We start from the raw sequence: 17,528 nt of genomic DNA, 5'->3' as shown, positions 1-17,528 counted from the left end.
GGTTGGTTGAGGAAAAAGTGAAAAAGCTTTTCAGTTTGAGTACGTTTTTATCTCTTCACTCAGTCCTAGCTTTCGTTCCTTTTATTTATATTCCTCATTTGAACCTTCTCCACTATACTTGCAAGACTTGTATTAAAAAAGAATTCTGATGGGAGAAAGATAATGAGTGAACCAGTAATGAAAGCAAGGTGCTATCCGGAGATTCTGGCCTTGTACGAAGAATTAAAAGAACACAGAAGAGACGTGCATGCTCATCCGGAATTAGGCTTTGATACTGACAGAACAGTTGAAAAAATTGTAGCTTTCCTGCAAAGACATGGAATCACTGAGATTGATACAACAACGGTCAAAGGTTCCGTGATTGCTGTCCTAACCGGGAATCAGCCTGGGGTTACCGTAGCTTTGCGTGCGGATATTGACGCACTTCCAATGCCGGATTCCACTTCCAATCCTTGGAAGAGCACCTTTGCAGGAAAAGCTCACGCATGTGGTCACGACGGTCACCAAACTTGGATGCTTGGTACTGCAGCTTACCTCTCCGCACACCGTGATTTCCCGGGACGTGTGGTATTTATTTTCCAGCCGGCAGAAGAAATTGGCTTAGGAGCTACTGCAATTGTTAAAGCAAGCATTTTAGAAAAGTATGACGTTAAAGAAATCTACGGAGGCCATGACGAACCGTTCTTGGATAAAGGCTCCTTCGGTTTCAAAGTAGGACATTTGCAAGCCTCATCAGATAGTTTCTTGGTTGAGTTTACGGGAGTTGGAACTCACGGAGGCAGACCTCACAAAGGTATAGATCCTCTTCCTGCGCTTGCTGAACTTTATAACGCATATCAATCTATCATTTCTCGAAAAGTCGATCCATTAGAGCCGGCAGTGTTGTCTATTTGCTCCATGAATGCCGGAAGAAAGGACACTTACAACGTCGTTCCCGGAGACGCTAGTCTCGGGGGCACCGTAAGAACTTTCTCTCCCGCAGTAAGAGATCTTCTGGAAGAAAACATGAAGAGAATGGCAGAAGGCATTGCACAAGCTCATGGTTTGAAAGTTAATTTCCAATATATTCGTTTGATTTCTTCTTTAAATAATGCAGAGGTTTGCACAAAAGCAGGTATCGAAGAGGCACTTAAGCTTGTCGGAGAAGAAAATGTGGTCAAAGACATGACTCCTTTTATGAGCAGTGAAGACTTCAGCGTCTATCAGGAAAAAATTCCGGGAAGTATTATTAGAGTTGGCGTCCGAGATGAAAACCATCAGGTTTCCATCCATAATCCGTTATTTGACTTTAACGATGAGGTTTTACCGCTGGCTTCCACTTTGTTTGTAAATATTGTGAAGTCCAGACTCGCAGCTTTATCTAAATAAATTTAAATAGGAGAGCCTTTAGGGGGCTCTCCGGGAGAGCCGAAAATGATCTTTAATCAGTATGAGCAGCTAGAAGATTTTGTTTTAAGGAACGGAGTTCCTAAATCCGATCGCACGGGAACCGGGACAAGATCAGTTTTCGGCTATCAAATGAGGTTTAATCTCGAAGAAGGCTTTCCTCTGGTTACGACCAAGAAGCTTCATCTGCGCTCAATCATTCATGAACTGTTATGGTTCTTGAAGGGAGAGTCCAATATAGCCTATCTGCGCGAGAACAAAGTTACTATTTGGGATGAGTGGGCAGATGAAAACGGTGAGTTAGGCCCGGTCTACGGAGTCCAATGGAGATCTTGGCCGACTGCCGACGGTAAAACAGTGGACCAAATTGCAAATGTCATCCAGCAAATCAAGACTAATCCTGACTCTCGCAGACTAGTTGTTAGTGCCTGGAACGTGGGAGAAGTGCCTAAAATGCATTTGCCCCCGTGTCATATGTTTTTCCAGTTTTACGTTGCTCAAGGGCGCCTGTCCTGCCAGCTTTATCAAAGAAGCTGCGACATTTTCTTGGGTGTTCCTTTTAATATCGCAAGCTATTCTTTATTAACTCATATGGTTGCCCAGCAATGTGATTTGAAAGTCGGCGATTTTGTTTGGACCGGAGGAGATTGCCATATTTACGATAATCACATCGAGCAAGTGAAGGAGCAGCTTTCCCGCTCGCCTCGAGAAGCTCCTCAGCTTGTTATCAAGAGAAAGCCGGATTCCATCTTCGACTACAAGTTCGAAGATTTCGAGATTGTCGGCTATGATCCTTATCCCGCAATCAAAGCGCCGGTGGCTGTTTAGGAGGAAAACGTGAAGCCCCATATTAGTATGATTGTCGCCAGAAGCCGAAACGGCGTAATAGGTAACCGCGGAATGCTTCCATGGCGTCTTCCTGAAGACCTTAAGTTTTTTAAGCAGACAACCATGGGACTTCCTATCATTATGGGAAGGAAAACTTGGGAATCTATCGGCAGACCTTTGCCGGGAAGAAGAAACGTGGTTATTACGAGTAATCCCTCTTATTCCGCTGAAGGGGCTGAGGTTGTCGGAAGTATCGAGGAAGCGATTAAACTCTTTTCTTCTAACGACACCGTGATGATTATCGGAGGTGCAAGTATTTATAAACAAGCGCTTCCACTAGCTGACACTGTCTGGCTCACCCAAATTGATCAAGACTTTGACGGCGATGCGTACTTCGATTCTTTGTCTGAGGAAGATTGGAAAATTGTGTGGGAAGAAGATCATCCCGCAACGGAAAAGGAGACTCTTCCTTATAAATTCATGCGGTTAGAGAGAATTAGAAACACCTCGTATTGATTTCAGGTTTTCTTAGTGGTTATTTCTAAAAGAAGAATCTTTTCAAAAGAATAAAATATTCTGTAATCCGTAGATCGGACTGGATTATTTTGAAGGAAGAAAATGGCACTTGAAAAAATGTCGATATTAATCGACAGTGATTTAAAGAAAGACTTCATTAACTGTGTTCTTCGCCATTATGACAATGCCGAAGAAGGTATTTTGGATTTGATCAAGATTTACATCGAAAAGGCAAATTCGTCTCCTGCCCAAGCAGAAATCAAGGCAAAAGTACGTGAGACAGTTTTTGAAGGCGACAAAGGCAGCGGTCTTAACAGCAGAGAAATTGAGAAAATTATGCTCAATAAGACTGACGAAGAGATCGAAGCCAATCGTTTGGCTTAATCCATTAAAGAGGCAGCTTTCCTCACCATATTTAAATCGGCTCCGTGGCGCATCAGATCTCGCTCTACGGAGTCCATTGCTTCATTGAAATTCTCAAATTGTGAGTTGTTCTGCCAGAGAGTAGTGACTTCCTGATTACAAGCCCGTATATCCGCTGTCGTCTGCGGCCCTTCATCAATTGCGGCTGCTTGACAGCAAGAGTGAGAAGGAAGAAGTTTGGCTGAAACTAAAGCCATATAGGCGAGCATCGCATAAGTCGGCATATTCGGATTTGTATTATCTTTACCCGAAAGAAAATTCTTGATTCCTTGTTCTATTTCACTAATCTTGACTTTCTGGTAATCCAATCCTGTAATGCAATTTTCAAGAATTATTTCGTTTTTCTTTGCATGGGCTACCTGACAGTAGAAATTTTTCCGCAAAGAGGGATGGGTTTCAGTGTTGTGATCCTCTCCCATTTTGATATTGATGATGAACTTATTATCAGAAGCATCAAAGACAAAAGTGGATTTAGAGGGAGAGTAACGGGACAGGACTCCTTCAACGAAGACCTTCTGTCCTTTGTATTTTTGAATAAATTCGGTTGGATTTTTTAAAACGTTTTTAGCCAATGAGCCTGCACTGAAGTAATAGACCTTCGGATTTTCAAAAAGAGTAGACGCCCCGGTATTAACAAAGCTCTCGTATTGTTCCCAAGCAAAGGACTTAATGAGGTAATTTTCCAAGGGAGAAAGCTGGTAGGGAGCAGGGGACGAATAAGAAAAGGAAGACACTGCCAGCAGGGAGGCTGCACAAACCTTCAATATCTTTTTCGTCAGAGACTGCTCCATTTCCCTAGTTCCAAGTAAAAATTACCACTTTCTATCGGCAATCTTCATTTGCTGTTCATCAACAAAGTACCAGAAATCTTTTTCATTTAAGGTAACTCTGTGAACCACAAGTCCGGTATCAGCGTCTTTATATTCAAAGACAACGTTAATCGGCTGATTGCTTAAGAATTGGTTTTCTGCGGTTGCACAAATATTTTCAAAGTTAATGCTCGGCATATCCCACGGGTCTTCATCATCCATGTCCAAGAGATTGCCTCTAAAGCGCGGATGGCTCATGAGATATTTCAAAACATCAGCCAAAGCTTCAGTCGGTATGACCCAGAAATGTTCTCCGCCGGTAGATACGAGGTTGTCGAATACATCTTTAACAAAGACCTTGAGATCTGCGTCATCAGGCACAGCGAGCGGATCGTTCATACCCATTGGATCATTCTGATGGGTGGCATACCATTGTTGTCCTGAGACTTTGAGCGGGCCTTGAATTTTGGCACGCAAATCATCATAAGCCACAAATCCAAGTGCCCAAGGGTTAGCATTTCCAACTTCTTTAGCAGCTGCAATTAATTTAGTTAACCATTCTTTTTTTGATAATTGAGCCATACAAGTTCCTTCTTTAAATCTACAAATTGGTAAGAGGTTTACCCTCCTACGATATCAGTTTTTACATAAGGTTACTAGGGTGTAAGTTCAGTTTGAGCGATCTTGCTTTATAGGAAAAGAAATTCTGAGTTTAGACCTCTCAAGAAATATAGAATCAAAAAACTTTTAATGGAAAATTTTCTATGGTGAAGAAGCTTTTTTTAATTGCTGCCTTGTTTTCTCAAGCAGCTTTTGCAGGTCAGTACGCTCAGCAGTTAAGTGACTGTGCTTATAACAATCTAAATTCTCAAGATAAAAAGATATTGACTCAGTGGGCATTTGTTTCGTTAGGAAAGACAAAAGCTGCTAAAGAAGTGACTGTGATTCCGGCTCAAAAAATCAAAGACATTGAAGCAAAGGGCAAGGCTGTCATGACAAGCATCGTAACGGAGAGATGCGGGAAAGAAATGGCGAAAGTTGCTCTCTATGAAACAAAAGACGGTTTTAAAGAGGCTGGGTCTGATTTGGCTTTGAGACTAGCCAAAGACGAGATGGGAAGTAAACTCGATTCTATTTTCCCGAAAATCACAGATCAGGGCAGTTTGAATGTGATGAAAGCCGGGGAAGTTTTGGACGGCTTCTTCAAAAAGATTAGATAAGCCGGAATCAGGTGCTGTTCTTAAGAGTCAAAAGCATCCTTGAGACGGCAGGGTTAAATTCGAAGAAATTAGAGTTTAGATTTAACTGCCAAAAGAAAAGCCCGGAAAAAGTATTCCGGGCGTTGTGCTTTAGAAACTATTATTTTTTAGCTTCCGGTGCGGCTTTCTTAATTGTGAAATTGTGGCATTCATTGCACATGAGGACCGGCTTAGACTGATTGGCTTTATGACAATCTTCACAATTAACTTGACCTAAATGGCTCTTATGAGGATTTGGGACAAGGTTTGCAGTTTGCTGACCTAATTTGTCATAGTCACCGTGGCATTGCATGCACTGGTATTTAGTGACATAGCCGTTTTGGCTCTTTGGCCACATGGCTCCATGGGCTTGCTCTAATGTTTTTGCTTCAGCAGCAAAAGTAACAGACATGCAAGAACCGATTGTTAATGCAAGAGCGGCAATAAGAAGTTTTTTCATGTTATTCCTCACGTATTATTTTGCTTGACTTGCTCTCTGAGCCATTTCTTTACCTGCAATTCTTCCGAACACCGTAGCAGCGCCTAACTGAGCACCGCCGGCATAGTTATGGAAGAAGATACCGCCTGCAGAGTTGCCAACTGCATAGAGACCAGGGATAGATTTTCCGTCTAAGTTCTGGATTTCAGCCTTGGTATTGATCAACGGACCTCCGAAAGTTGCAGTCATACCGCCGTTCAACGGAATAGCGTAGAAAGGTCCTTTTTCGATGAGGTGCGGCTTCTTGTAGGTGTTAGGAGGTGTAAGTTTATCGAGTGTACTGTTCTTGACTGCGTTGTTATAGTCTTCGACAGCTTTTACGATCTTCTTTTCCGGAAGTCCGACTTGTTTAGCGAGCGCTTCAATTGTGTCGGCTTTTCCATACGGGCTGTTCAAGCGATCGAATTTTGCGACCACGCCTTCAAGGACCGGGCAGGTTGAGTCAACGATAACCCATGCCTTATTGTCAAGAGTCTTTTGAGCGGTTGTTCTGGCCTTAATAACATAGGTGTTGTTTTCGTCCATGTAGCGATCACCGCTTGTTGTGACTTGAATGCCATATCCGCTGTTAAGAACGTCGGCCGGGTTGACGTGAGTTTCTTTAACGATAGGACCGGAGTGGAATTGGTCCATATTAACGAACTTTGTGTACAAAGGCATTGTCAGGGAAATATTTTCACCGGTGGTGGATTTCGAACCTCTCAAAACCATGCGGGTTGCCCATCCGCCGATATATTTGTCAACCATTTCGGGGTTAGCGGAGAATCCGCCTGTAGCGATGGCTACACCGCCTTTGGACAAGAATTCTTTTTGACCTTCAGGAGTTTGAATCTTGACGCCTGTGACATTCATCTTGTCATCGTGAAGAAGTTCAATACCTTTGTGCTCGAACTTAACTTCAACGCCATTCTTTTGAGCGGCAGCCAACAGTTTCTTAACCAATTGTGCACCGCCTGTGAGGCCTTCACCATCTACACGGCAAGTACGGCCGAGACGTGGATAAGGCATCGGACGAATTTTTTTGAATTTAACGCCGATATCCTGTTCCAACCAATCGATATCAGCAGGAATGTGATCGGTATAGACTTTGTTCAAAGCCGGATCGCCCATTTGTTTGGAAACATCCATCATCATGGCGTAGAAGGCTTCAGCTGTATCTTGGATACCTTGTTCTTTCTGATGGCGGGCGCCCCAACCGCAAACGGAGCCCAAAGCAAAGATAGCGTTGCCGTCAGGACGATCTTTCTTTTCGAACACAACGACTTTTTTGGCTCCGGCTTGTTTGGCTGCAATAGCAGTAACGAGACCGGCAGGACCGGCGCCTAAAATAATGGCGTCATAGACTTCTTTTTCGTCCTTCTTTGGTTCAGCAGCTTGGCTTGTGCCGGCAAATGTAGCAAGGCCGGCGGCTAAGCTTCCAAAGAAAGAAGTTTTGAGCATACCGCGACGCGAAAATTGCTTGGACATTGAATTCTCCTATTTCCAAAAGAATGTTTTGTTTCTCAAACCAGTAAGCATTTGCTTAAGGATTGTTAAGAATTCTATCCTCGACCCTATAGGATAAATATCCTAGATCATGTTGAGCTATCTCCATTAACAAGGAAAGCCAAGTTTTGAAGCGTAAGAATCAGAACAATAATGAGATTTGGAAGAGGTGAGCTTTTTAGAGTGATCAATCAGTAGTATTGGCAATATTCAAAAGAAAGGCCTTGGTTAAAATCAGAAAGAAAGGATAATTTTCTGAGTAATTATTTGATGAAAGTTTTAAAGCCTTGTATTGCATTTACGGTCTTAGTCCTAAGCAGTGCGGTTTATGCGCTTCCGGTAATAACGGTAGCTTCTTTGCCATGGAGCGAAGACACTTTAGGAGTTACGGCATTAGACAGTACTCTAAGCTACCTTTCTTCCGAGCTTAAAGGGAAGTACGAAATCAAGCATGTTTCTTTACCGGCAGAAGAGCTAAAGAAAGCCGTTACCGAAAACAAGGTTGATTATTTTATTTCCAACTCTCTTTTTTACACTTCAGTTTCGGCGTCTTCCGGAGGTCAAACGGCAGCGAGAATTGCAGTTCTATGGAATCCTCGTACTTCTTCTCCAACTTATGGCGAAGGCGCAACTATTGTTGTCAGAAGAGACTCTAATATCCACACGCTTTCTGATCTGCAAGAAAAATCTCTCTTCGTTCCAAGTCAAAATGATACTTTTACGTATTTAAGTCTTTTAGGAGAGATTGCCAAAAGTGGCCATCAGCCTCGAGAATTCTTCAAATCTGTTGAGTATGGTGACGGTAAGCATAAAACAGTGATTGAGAAAGTCCTCTCAAAAGAGGCTGATATCGGGGTAGTGAGGACCTGTTATTTAGAAGAGCATCCTAATTACGAAGTGGAGAGCCAACTAAGGGTTGTTAACTTAAAAGATTTTCCAGTCATGAACTGCAAGAGCAGTACGGATTTGTACTTGGGAACTATTTTTGCAGCAACGGCAGAGGCGGATCCCTATCTTAACCGTTTAATTTTAAAGACTCTCTTGGAAATGCCCGCGGAGAATGGTTATATCTGGACGGCAGGTGGAAACCTTTCCGCTTCCCATGCTCTTCTACAAACTTTAAATGCAGAGCAGTACGGCAGTTTGTCTCAAAAGTTCTTTTTTAGGAAACTTCAAGAGCATGCAGATGTTTTAATCCTCTTAGCGTTAATTGTTGCCGGGCTGATTAGTCACTCGATCCGATCTAACTACTTGATTGAAAAACGAACGAAAGAATTAAAAGAGATCCAAAAGACTTTCAACGAAACAACGCTGAAATTAAACAATATGCAGAAGGTTGGTCTGATTGGTTTAATGTCCAGCATGATCGGCCATGAGCTCAAACAGCCTCTGACTATCATCATGAATTACCTTCAGGGTCTGAAAGTCCAGTCAAAGACAGGAAAGCTTGATGCAAAAAATATTCTGACCGCACTCACACAGATTGAGACGCAGACCGTAAGAGCCAACGCAATTATTCAAAGGGTCAGAAGTTATGCCAAGCAGGAAAAGCCTCAAGTTCGGTCGGTTAATTTCAACCAGTTAATTCATAAGGCCGTGACATACTTGAACCAGACTGCCCAACGGCATGTAAAAGTTTCATTAAAACTGCCTAAGAAAGAAGTTGTTGTTCAGGCAGAGCCGACGGATTTAGAACTTTCCGTTTATAACTTGTTGAAAAATGCTGCGGACGCTTGTGCCGAAGTTAAAAAGCCGGAAATCACTATAGAACTTACGGAGGATTCGCGGGTTGAATTAAAGATTTCTGACAATGCTCCGGAGATCGATGAAGAAACTTTTAAAAATTTAGGAACTCTTTTTAAGAGCAGTAAACAGAACGGTCTTGGCCTTGGTCTTGCCATTGTAAAACGGGTGGCGGAGGCAAACGGAGGCCGTTTAGAGTTTCAAAAAGATGAAACCGGAAGGTTATTCGTCATATTAAGTCTTCCAAAATTTGAGGAACAAAATTGATAAGTCCTTTAGCAAAAATAAGAATCATTGATGATGATCCAGCGATGTTGGAATCCTGGAAATTCTTGTTGAATAGTCTGGGATGCGATGTCGTTACCTATAACAGCGCCAAAGAGTTTCTGGAAAAAGACGATCCGCATCCGATGGGCTGCATTTTGCTGGATGTCAGAATGCCGGAGATGAGCGGGCTCGAACTTCAGGAACTGTTGAAAGAAACGAAGAACGAGCTTCCTATTGTGTTTTGTTCCGGCCACGGCACAATCGATATGGCAGTTTTGGCAGTTAGAAAAGGAGCTGTAGATTTTCTTGAAAAGCCGGTAGAAGTTGAACGTTTGGTAGAGAGCTTGGAAAGGGCTTGTGAAAAAGATGCCCAAAGAGTAGAGGCTCAGACACTTAGTCTGCGTGAAAAGGAAAAGGTAGATTCTTTAACCCAACGAGAAAAAGAAGTGGCCAAAGCATTGGCCGACGGATCTTCTAACCGAGCAGCGGGGCTTAAGCTGGGTATTTCGGAAAAAACCGTTCAAATCCACCGAGGTTCATTATGTAAAAAACTTGGAATTCGATCTCAGGTTGAAATTTCCAAAGTCGTTGAAAAATATCATTTTTAAAAGAATTTGCTGTGCCGATCGTCCGGTTTCTTGTAGGCAAATGGTAAGTCCCGGCTTATTGAAGTTTTGCAAGTTTTAATAAGGAGGATAACCACGGACAGGCCACAAAATTAAGAGCACTGACATGTCTTAGGTTTGAACTATGCAATTGTAGGCGGAGATAAAGGGCCGGTAGACCAAACTTTTCTGGTTAAGTATCGATATCAGTTCTAGCTAGCTTGGAAGAAATACGCAAAAATAACGTCATACTAGCGGGCGTGCTAATTGCATTTTATGAAGCTGTTTCCGCCGTGTAAAAATAAAATGAGGGGCTGAAAGATTTTCAGCCCCCCGCGTCAATTAATTGAATCTACATTATGGCAGTTTAGCTAATTGTTCTTTGACAGAGACCAAAGAAGCTTCAAAACCGGCTAATCGGCTTCTTTCTTGTTCAATTACCTGAGCAGGAGCTTTAGCTACGAATCTTTCGTTGGAAAGTTTGCCTTTAGCTTTAGCAATTTCACCTTCAAGACGAGCAATTTCCTTATTCAGGCGAGCTTTTTCAGCTTCAATATCTACTTTAACAATCAGCATGAGACTGAAGTCATTAACGACAGCGACAGGAGCAGCTGATCCGACAGGGCGAGCCTTATCTAAATCATCGGTGTAGATAACCTCGCTGAGCTTGCCTAAGACTTTCAGATAGTTATCTAAGGATTCTGCTCTTGCTCTGGAAGCGCCGTCCTTGCAGCTGATAGCCAAAGGAACTTTAGTAGACGGAGAAATCTTCATTTCACCGCGTAAGTTTCTGATGGCATCGATCATTGCTTTGACTTCATTCATGGCGAAGTCGGCTTCGGCATTAACCTGAGAAGCATCGTACTTCGGATATTCCTGAATCATGATGGATGTTTCTTCGTCAGCCTTACGGGCGTTGGCAATAACGGAAACTGTCTGCCAAAGTTCTTCAGTGATGAACGGAATAATCGGATGAGCAAGACGCAAAACAGTTTCAAGTACGGTAACAAGAGTATTTCTTGTCGCTCTTTCAATTGCCGGGTTCCCGCTATTTAACTGAACCTTGGCAAGTTCCAAGTACCAGTCGCAGTATTCGTTCCAGACAAAGCTGTAGATAGCGTTAGCGGCATTGTCCAAACGATAATCTTTGTAAGCTTGACGAACTTCTTTGATGCAGTTCTGAAGCTGTCCTTTGATCCACAGATCTGGAGTGGAGTAGATTTTTTCTGCATCCGTAAAGCCGCAATCTTTGTCCTGAACGTTCATCAGAACAAAGCGGGTGGCGTTCCAAAGTTTGTTGCAGAAGTTGCGGTAGCCGGAAGCTCTCTTAATATCAAAGTTAACGTTTCTTCCTAAGGTTGCATAAGCAGCCATAGTGAATCTGAGAGCGTCTGTTCCGTGAGCTTCAATACCTGACGGATAGTTTCTGCGAAGTTTCTTCTCAATTTCAGGAGCTTTTTCCGGCCTTCTTAAACCGCGGGTGTTCTTAACGATTAAGTCTTCCAAGCCGATGGACTGGATAATATCGAGCGGATCCAAAGTGTTGCCTTCAGACTTGCTCATCTTCTTGCCTTCGGCATCTCTGACTAAGCCGTGGATGTAAACATCTTTGAACGGAACTTTGCCTGTAAAGAAGCGGGTCAGCATGATCATTCTGGCAACCCAGAAGAAGAGAATGTCATAGCCGGTGACCAAGACGGAGGAGGGCAGATAAAGCTGGAAGTCAATTTCAGCGTCTGCGTCCGGAGGAGTAATGCCGCCCAAGGAAGAGAAGGGAACCAGACCGGATGAGAACCAGGTATCGAGTACGTCCGGATCACGTGTCAATTTCACACCTTCGCCGGCTTCTGCCTGAGCCTCTGCTTCGGTGGCTGCAACATAGACATTACCTTTGTCGTCATACCACGCCGGAATTTGGTGACCCCACCACAACTGACGAGAAAGACACCAGTCTTGAATGTTATTAAGCCATTCTTTGTAGACTTTTTGCCACTGTTCCGGGAAGATGTTGACGAGGTTGTTTTCAACGGCTTCCAAGCCTAATTCAGCAAGAGATTTTCCCGGAAACTTGCAGCCTTCGGGAGCCGGTTTAGACATAGCCATGTACCATTGTTCCGAGAGCATCGGTTCGACGATTTCACCGGTTCTGGCAACTTTCGGTACCAAGTGAACATGGTCTTTAATGCCGACCAATAAACCTTGTTCTTCAAGATCCTTCACAGCAGCTTTTCTGGCTTCATAACGATCCATACCGCGATATTTTTCCGGAACGTTATTGTTCATATGAGCTGTCTTGTCGAGAACGACCAATTCCGGAAGGTTGTGGCGTTTACCGACTTCAAAGTCATTGAAGTCATGCGCCGGAGTAATTTTGACTGCGCCGGAACCGAATTCTTTATCAACGTACGGATCAGCAATAACCGGGATTTCACGATCAGTCAGAGGCAGCTTAAGCATCTTGCCGACAAGATGTTTGTAGCGGTCATCCTCGGGATTGACGGCAACGGCCTGGTCGCCGAAAAGAGTTTCCGGACGGGTAGTGGCAACAACAATGCCTTCAGAGCCATCGGCTCCAGGATAACGAATTTCCCAAAGTTTGCCTTTTTCTTCTTCGGATTCAACTTCCAAATCGGAAACGGAACTTTGAAGTTTCGGATCCCAGTTAACCAAACGGGTTCCTTTATAAATAAGACCTTTTCTGTAAAGCTCAACAAAGCAGTTAGTTACTGTCTTGGAGAGCTTTTCATTCATTGTGAAATAAAGCTTGTTCCAATCTAAGGAGGCACCCATACGGCGCATCTGATTCAAGATAGTGCCGCCGGAGAACTTCTGCCACTCCCAGACTCTTTCTAAGAATTGCTCGCGGGTAAGGTCTTTGATGGATTTGCCTTCTTTTTCTAATTGTCTTTCAACGATAATCTGCGTAGCGATACCGGCGTGGTCAGTACCCGGAAGCCAAAGCGTATTAAATTCATCCATTCTATGGAAACGGGTCAATGTATCCATCACCGTCTGGTTGAAGGCATGACCCATATGAAGAATGCCGGTGATATTCGGCGGAGGAAGCTGGATGGAGAAAGAAGGCTTGCCGAGATCTTTACCGGCAGCAAAATAGCCGTGTTCTTCCCAATACGGATACCACTTCGCTTCAATGGAAGCGGGCTCATAACTCTTTGCTAGTTCTTTGGTTTGTGTGTCGCTCATGGCAGATTTACTTCAATAAAATTCTTTAAATCAAGAGATGCGATATTTTCTCACGTTCACTATATGAAAGAGAGAAAGTCAGCTGAGAAATTCCTACTGTCTGTTATGAACTACCGGCGTAATGCCGTTTCTCTTATATGCAACGAAACGTCTTCTTCCCTCAGTTAGTCCCGGATCTTCTTTCGGAACGATATCTATCACTTTTGGAAATCTCTGCATTAAGTCATGAATAGCAGGCGGCACATTGTGCGTAAGAAGAACCAAAAGATCGCCGCTGCCGATATGTTCAGGATTATCGGAGAGAAGATATGCGTTCCCGGTTGCACCGGCTGTACGGGCTATCGCGTGGGGAATAAAACTCGACGGTTCAAATGTCCAGAGGAGATTATCCAATTGATCCATATCGTTTTCATTGTCAAAAAACACAGCGGCTTTCATGCCGAGTCTCTGCGCTTTTTTAAGCACAAGACAGGCATATCTTTCCCGGTTGACAACGTTTGTATGGATAGCTAATTCAGACATAGGTTAGATAATAACAAAGTCAGAGAAGAATGCTTTCTCTCTAAAAAATGATCCTGCACTTATGCTAGGAGCGGTTTAGTGTTTCTACTTAGTTAATCTCTTACAAATCTTATCTGAATTTAGGCTACTCCTCTATATTTCGGTCATAATTTCTCGTTAGGTCTTTTTGCGCGAGTCATACTGATTTTCCCCATTGCAAAAAGAAATGAAGGATAGATTAACAACACTTTTTGAGTCTTAAAGAAATGGAAACCATTTTGAAATCCCTTCCCGTAGGAGAAAAGGTAGGTATTGCCTTCTCCGGCGGTTTAGATACTAGTTCTGCTTTGCTCTGGATGAAGAAGAAAGGAGCACTTCCTTGTGCTTACACAGCTAATCTGGGTCAGCCGGATGAAAAAGATTACGATGACATTCCAAAGAGAGCTATGGAATTCGGCGCATCAATCGCCCGTTTGATTGACTGCCGTGATCAGTTAGTTGCAGAAGGTATTGCTGCGATTCAATGTAATGCTTTCCATATTCATACCGCCGGCGTTACTTACTTCAATACAACACCGCTCGGCCGTGCTGTTACAGGCACGATGCTTGTAAACGCCATGAAGGAAGACGGCGTTAATATCTGGGGCGACGGTTCCACATACAAAGGAAACGATATTGAACGTTTCTACCGCTATGGCCTTTTAGCCAATCCTGAACTGAGAATTTACAAACCATGGCTCGACGTTAAATTCATTCAAGAATTGGGCGGCCGTGCTGAAATGAGCCAGTTCCTTATCGACAACGGCTTCGGCTACAAGATGAGCAAAGAAAAGGCATACTCCACTGACTCCAACATGCTTGGCGCCACACATGAAGCTAAGGATTTGGAACATTTGGACAGCTCCATCAAGATTGTTGAACCGATTATGGGCGTCGCTTTCTGGAAACCGGAAGTTGAAATTAAGCCCGAAGTCGTTACTCTGAGTTTCAAAGAAGGTATGCCTGTTGCCATTAACGGCAAAGAATACAAAGACAAAGTTGAGCTCATGATGGAACTCAACAAGATCGGCGGACGTCACGGTTTAGGTATGAGCGACCAGATCGAAAACCGTATTATCGAAGCTAAGAGCCGCGGTATTTACGAAGCCCCGGGAATGGCACTTCTTCATATTGCTTATGAAAGACTGGTTACCGGTATTCATAACGAAGATACTATTGAACAGTACAGAATTAACGGTATGCGTTTAGGCCGTCTCCTTTACCAAGGCAGATGGTTTGATCCGCAGGCTATCATGCTCAGAGAATCCAGCATGAAGTGGGTTGCTAAGGCTATTACCGGTGAGGTTAAGATTGAGCTTCGCCGCGGTAATGATTACAGCATCCTTGATACACGTTCTCCGAACCTCACATACCAGCCAGAACGTCTGACAATGGAAAAGGGCGACTCCATGTTTACAGCGGAAGACCGTATCGGTCAGCTGACAATGAGAAACCTCGACATTGTTGATACGCGTGACAAGCTTGGTATCTACAGCAAGGTCGGCCTTATCGGCGGATCTTCCTCCATGCCGATGCTCAAAGGTATCGAAAAGGAAGAGGAAGTTAAGTAAGAACTTCAATTCAGAATGTCTCCTGTTTTTGCAGGAGACATTCGATAAAACATTAAGGCTCAAGAAATCTTGGGCTTTTTTGTTGCAATTATTAAGCCTCCCAAATCAAAATGAAATGAGAGGCTTAATTGTTTTTGATTTTCTTTCTTAAGAAAATCAGTTGTTACTGTAAAACAGAACGATTAGTTTTTGCCTAAAGCACTCTTTGCAGCAATACGTCCGAAGGTCAAAACGTCTGCTGTAGCGTTTCCGCCGAGTCTGTTAGAGCCATGGATACCGCCTGTAACTTCACCGGCTGCATAAAGACCCGGGATAACCTTGCCGTTTTTATCAACAACCTGTGCTTTCGGAGTAATTTCCAATCCGCCCATTGTGTGGTGGATTGACGGAGCACGCGGAGTTGCATAGAAAGGAGCTTTTACAATCTGACGATCAAAGAGTTTTCTTCCGAACTTCGGATCATTCTTAGCTTCGACCATCTTATTGAATTCAGCAACGGTAGCTTCGAGCTTGTCGGCCGGCATACCAAGCTGTTTTGCTAAGTCGGCCAGTGTGTCTGCTTTATAGATTCTGCCGATCTGAACCAAGGTTTCAACATCTTCATTGAAGCTGTTTAACGGTTTTACGATGGAAGAGTCGTTGATGTCATAGCATACAGCACCCGGTTGTTTCTTGATGGCTGCAACGAATTCGTCACGGCGGGCATCTTCTTTAACGAATCTTTCGCCGTTCTTATTGACATCAATAACATCATCCAAGCCGGACATCTTTCTTGCACGGCCCTGAAGAGTACCTGTGCCCGGTGTGGCTAACGGGTAAACCTGAACATAGTTCATGCCTGTGGTATCTGCTCCATGTCTTGTGGCGATGGTGATGCCGTCGCCGGTAGCGCCCGGTTGGTTAGTTGAAACCATATCGGGAGTAAGGTGAGGTGCAGATTTCTGACGCATTTCTTTGTTTTGGCTGTAACCGCCGGTTGCAAGAATGACGCCGTTCTTAGAAAGAATCTGGTATTTGTTGCCGACTTTATCTTCTGCTGTGATACCGATTACCTTGCCGCCCTTATCCAATACAAGGTCAGTGACGCGAGTGCCGAGTTTAAAGTTTACGCCTTGTTTAACAGCGTCTTGATACAGCGGATCAACTAAGCCGAGACCGGCAGGGGCATCCAACTGGTGGGTTCTTTGCCACAAGGCACCTGCGCCTTGGCTTACTCTATCCATTACCGGAGAGCCTTTGGACTGCATCCAGTGCAATGTGTCTAAGACATTGTTTGCATAAGTGCGGATCAGAGGAATGTGGCCGACTTTGTCACCTCCGTTGTAGGTCTGTAAGGCATGCCATTCCGGACAGTCAAATAGAGTCTTGGAACCGCTCTTGAGATAAGCTTCATACTTGGCTTTAACATCAGCCATGAGCTTTTTGTGTTCTTCATTCGCCGGTTTTTCATTAATGGCTTTGACGACAGCATCTTTCAAAGTTTCTGTCATCGGAAGAGCTTTTTGTCTTTCCGGATCAGCGGCATTGAAGGCGGATGCACATCTTAATGTATTACCGCCGACGACAGGCATTTTTTCAACGATTAAAACGTTCTTTGCTCCGAGATCTTTAGCGGTTACAGCGGCAGATAAGCCTGCACCGCCTGCACCTACGACAACCAGGTCAACTTCTTGTTTTTGTACTCCGTCAATTTTTTTGATCTTTTGCGGTACTGGTTTTTGGAAGTTAGCAATGTTGCCGCCGGCTTTTTCGATGGCTTCCCCAACTGCTGTCTTCAATGCAGTTGAAGTAACGGTGGCACCTGCGATGTTGTCAACGTTAAGTGTTTGATAATCGATGATATCTTTACCGATTTCACGAATAGCGGTATCGCCTAAGAATTTTGTTTCTCTCTGGCCCGGTGTTTGGATTTCTGAAATCTTATGGTCTTTAATTACGACCTTGACATTCAGCCAACCGTTGTTGCCGTAAGCTTTGGCTTCATAGGTGCCGTCTTTAAGAGGAGAAGCTACGGTCTTCTTTCCGGAGGCTTTATCTAAGCATTCCTGGACGGCTGTTTTAATTGCTTTTGATGTAACGGAAGCACCTGATACTGCGGGAACATCAGCAGATTGGGCTTCGACGATTTTCGCCGGAAGCTGTTCTACGGCATGAGTTCCGATATTTTGAGTTTCTTTTTGATCGGTGACTTTTACTGACAAAATCTTGTCGGCCGAAGTCTGAACTTCAACTGCTACAGGTCCGTTCTGGCCGGCTACTGATGCAGTGTATGTGCCTGGAGTGTAGGCAAGGACAATAGTTGAGCAAAAGGCAGCAGATACTGCCAAAAAAGTTTTCGTTAATCTCATTAGTTTCTCCAAGGTTGCCAAATAGGCATACAGAAAAATTCTAATTGTTAGCTCGCAAACTATAAA

At 43.8% G+C, this 17,528-nt stretch carries 15 protein-coding genes; 8 read left to right on the top strand and 7 right to left on the bottom strand.

The window, feature by feature from the left end; all coding sequences use genetic code 11:
* The first annotated feature begins 162 nt into the window (after nucleotides 1-162).
* The 4 genes from ACYQ4O_RS03285 to ACYQ4O_RS03270 all read left to right on the top strand — a co-directional run bounded on the left by ACYQ4O_RS03285 (nucleotide 163) and on the right by ACYQ4O_RS03270 (nucleotide 3,114).
* On the top strand, nucleotides 163-1,368 hold the full coding sequence (locus ACYQ4O_RS03285) for a M20 metallopeptidase family protein (protein ID WP_460174744.1): 1,206 nt from the start codon (nucleotides 163-165) through the stop codon (nucleotides 1,366-1,368).
* 45 nt (nucleotides 1,369-1,413) lie between these two features.
* Nucleotides 1,414-2,214 carry a thymidylate synthase gene (gene thyA / locus ACYQ4O_RS03280; RefSeq protein WP_308513411.1) on the top strand — a complete coding sequence of 267 codons (801 nt, stop codon included), beginning with the start codon at nucleotides 1,414-1,416 and terminating at the stop codon, nucleotides 2,212-2,214.
* Between the two features lie 9 nt (nucleotides 2,215-2,223).
* Nucleotides 2,224-2,730, top strand: coding sequence for a dihydrofolate reductase (locus tag ACYQ4O_RS03275; RefSeq protein ID WP_308513412.1), 507 nt, complete (start codon nucleotides 2,224-2,226; stop codon nucleotides 2,728-2,730).
* A gap of 102 nt (nucleotides 2,731-2,832) precedes the next feature.
* Nucleotides 2,833-3,114: a 4Fe-4S ferredoxin gene (locus ACYQ4O_RS03270; protein WP_066592511.1), complete on the top strand. Its 282-nt coding sequence runs from the start codon at nucleotides 2,833-2,835 to the stop codon at nucleotides 3,112-3,114.
* On the opposite strand, the gene ACYQ4O_RS03265 is transcribed toward ACYQ4O_RS03270, so the two are convergent.
* On the bottom strand, nucleotides 3,111-3,944 hold the full coding sequence (locus tag ACYQ4O_RS03265) for a hypothetical protein (protein ID WP_460174743.1): 834 nt from the start codon (nucleotides 3,942-3,944) through the stop codon (nucleotides 3,111-3,113). The genes ACYQ4O_RS03270 and ACYQ4O_RS03265 overlap by 4 nt on opposite strands.
* 21 nt (nucleotides 3,945-3,965) lie before the next feature.
* Nucleotides 3,966-4,544, bottom strand: coding sequence for a hypothetical protein (locus ACYQ4O_RS03260; RefSeq protein ID WP_308513414.1), 579 nt, complete (start codon nucleotides 4,542-4,544; stop codon nucleotides 3,966-3,968).
* 182 nt (nucleotides 4,545-4,726) lie between these two features.
* Here ACYQ4O_RS03260 and ACYQ4O_RS03255 point away from each other — a divergent pair, with 182 nt between their 5' ends.
* On the top strand, nucleotides 4,727-5,182 hold the full coding sequence (locus ACYQ4O_RS03255) for a hypothetical protein (RefSeq protein WP_066592499.1): 456 nt from the start codon (nucleotides 4,727-4,729) through the stop codon (nucleotides 5,180-5,182).
* A gap of 139 nt (nucleotides 5,183-5,321) precedes the next feature.
* Here the strand turns inward: ACYQ4O_RS03255 and ACYQ4O_RS03250 are convergent, their stop codons facing one another.
* Complete coding sequence (locus ACYQ4O_RS03250; RefSeq protein WP_084081463.1) at nucleotides 5,322-5,660, bottom strand: cytochrome c3 family protein; 339 nt, start codon at nucleotides 5,658-5,660, stop codon at nucleotides 5,322-5,324.
* A 15-nt stretch (nucleotides 5,661-5,675) separates the two neighbouring features.
* Nucleotides 5,676-7,166, bottom strand: a complete 1,491-nt coding sequence (locus ACYQ4O_RS03245; protein ID WP_308513415.1) for an FAD-dependent oxidoreductase — start codon at nucleotides 7,164-7,166, stop codon at nucleotides 5,676-5,678.
* Nucleotides 7,167-7,454: 288 nt separating this feature from the next.
* On the opposite strand from ACYQ4O_RS03245, the gene ACYQ4O_RS03240 reads away from it, so the two are divergent.
* Nucleotides 7,455-9,194, top strand: coding sequence for a sensor histidine kinase (locus tag ACYQ4O_RS03240; RefSeq protein WP_460174742.1), 1,740 nt, complete (start codon nucleotides 7,455-7,457; stop codon nucleotides 9,192-9,194).
* Complete coding sequence (locus ACYQ4O_RS03235) at nucleotides 9,191-9,802, top strand: response regulator transcription factor (protein WP_308513418.1); 612 nt, start codon at nucleotides 9,191-9,193, stop codon at nucleotides 9,800-9,802. The genes ACYQ4O_RS03240 and ACYQ4O_RS03235 overlap by 4 nt, the downstream gene beginning before the upstream one ends.
* A gap of 354 nt (nucleotides 9,803-10,156) precedes the next feature.
* Here the strand turns inward: ACYQ4O_RS03235 and ACYQ4O_RS03230 are convergent, their stop codons facing one another.
* Together ACYQ4O_RS03230 and ACYQ4O_RS03225 are read right to left on the bottom strand one after the other, a co-directional pair.
* Nucleotides 10,157-13,003, bottom strand: a complete 2,847-nt coding sequence (locus tag ACYQ4O_RS03230) for a valine--tRNA ligase (protein ID WP_460174741.1) — start codon at nucleotides 13,001-13,003, stop codon at nucleotides 10,157-10,159.
* A 93-nt stretch (nucleotides 13,004-13,096) separates the two neighbouring features.
* Nucleotides 13,097-13,525 (bottom strand): DNA polymerase III subunit chi, encoded by a 429-nt coding sequence (locus ACYQ4O_RS03225; protein WP_066592488.1) that lies wholly within the window; start codon nucleotides 13,523-13,525, stop codon nucleotides 13,097-13,099.
* 245 nt (nucleotides 13,526-13,770) lie between these two features.
* On the opposite strand from ACYQ4O_RS03225, the gene argG reads away from it, so the two are divergent.
* Nucleotides 13,771-15,114 carry an argininosuccinate synthase gene (gene argG, locus ACYQ4O_RS03220; protein WP_066592485.1) on the top strand — a complete coding sequence of 448 codons (1,344 nt, stop codon included), beginning with the start codon at nucleotides 13,771-13,773 and terminating at the stop codon, nucleotides 15,112-15,114.
* 182 nt (nucleotides 15,115-15,296) lie between these two features.
* On the opposite strand, the gene ACYQ4O_RS03215 is transcribed toward argG, so the two are convergent.
* The gene (locus ACYQ4O_RS03215; protein WP_460174740.1) at nucleotides 15,297-17,462 is read right to left on the bottom strand and encodes a flavocytochrome c; all 2,166 of its coding nucleotides are present in this window, start codon (nucleotides 17,460-17,462) and stop codon (nucleotides 15,297-15,299) included.
* Nucleotides 17,463-17,528: the final 66 nt, after the last annotated feature.

It is taken from the genome of Turicimonas sp. TL08, from assembly GCF_054660695.1.
The sequence above is the reverse complement of the archived record's forward strand: the minus strand, read 5'-3'. Positions and strand labels throughout refer to the sequence as shown.

Coding starts and splice junctions, on each gene's coding strand:
- ACYQ4O_RS03285 (WP_460174744.1), top strand. CDS start 163: ATGAGTGAACCAGTAATGAAAGCAAGGTGCTATCCGGAGATTCTGGCC.
- ACYQ4O_RS03260 (WP_308513414.1), bottom strand. CDS start 4,544: ATGGCTCAATTATCAAAAAAAGAATGGTTAACTAAATTAATTGCAGCT.
- ACYQ4O_RS03225 (WP_066592488.1), bottom strand. CDS start 13,525: ATGTCTGAATTAGCTATCCATACAAACGTTGTCAACCGGGAAAGATAT.
- ACYQ4O_RS03215 (WP_460174740.1), bottom strand. CDS start 17,462: ATGAGATTAACGAAAACTTTTTTGGCAGTATCTGCTGCCTTTTGCTCA.
- ACYQ4O_RS03240 (WP_460174742.1), top strand. CDS start 7,455: ATGAAAGTTTTAAAGCCTTGTATTGCATTTACGGTCTTAGTCCTAAGC.
- ACYQ4O_RS03265 (WP_460174743.1), bottom strand. CDS start 3,944: ATGGAGCAGTCTCTGACGAAAAAGATATTGAAGGTTTGTGCAGCCTCC.
- ACYQ4O_RS03270 (WP_066592511.1), top strand. CDS start 2,833: ATGGCACTTGAAAAAATGTCGATATTAATCGACAGTGATTTAAAGAAA.
- ACYQ4O_RS03255 (WP_066592499.1), top strand. CDS start 4,727: ATGGTGAAGAAGCTTTTTTTAATTGCTGCCTTGTTTTCTCAAGCAGCT.
- argG (WP_066592485.1), top strand. CDS start 13,771: ATGGAAACCATTTTGAAATCCCTTCCCGTAGGAGAAAAGGTAGGTATT.
- ACYQ4O_RS03230 (WP_460174741.1), bottom strand. CDS start 13,003: ATGAGCGACACACAAACCAAAGAACTAGCAAAGAGTTATGAGCCCGCT.
- ACYQ4O_RS03245 (WP_308513415.1), bottom strand. CDS start 7,166: ATGTCCAAGCAATTTTCGCGTCGCGGTATGCTCAAAACTTCTTTCTTT.
- ACYQ4O_RS03250 (WP_084081463.1), bottom strand. CDS start 5,660: ATGAAAAAACTTCTTATTGCCGCTCTTGCATTAACAATCGGTTCTTGC.
- thyA (WP_308513411.1), top strand. CDS start 1,414: ATGATCTTTAATCAGTATGAGCAGCTAGAAGATTTTGTTTTAAGGAAC.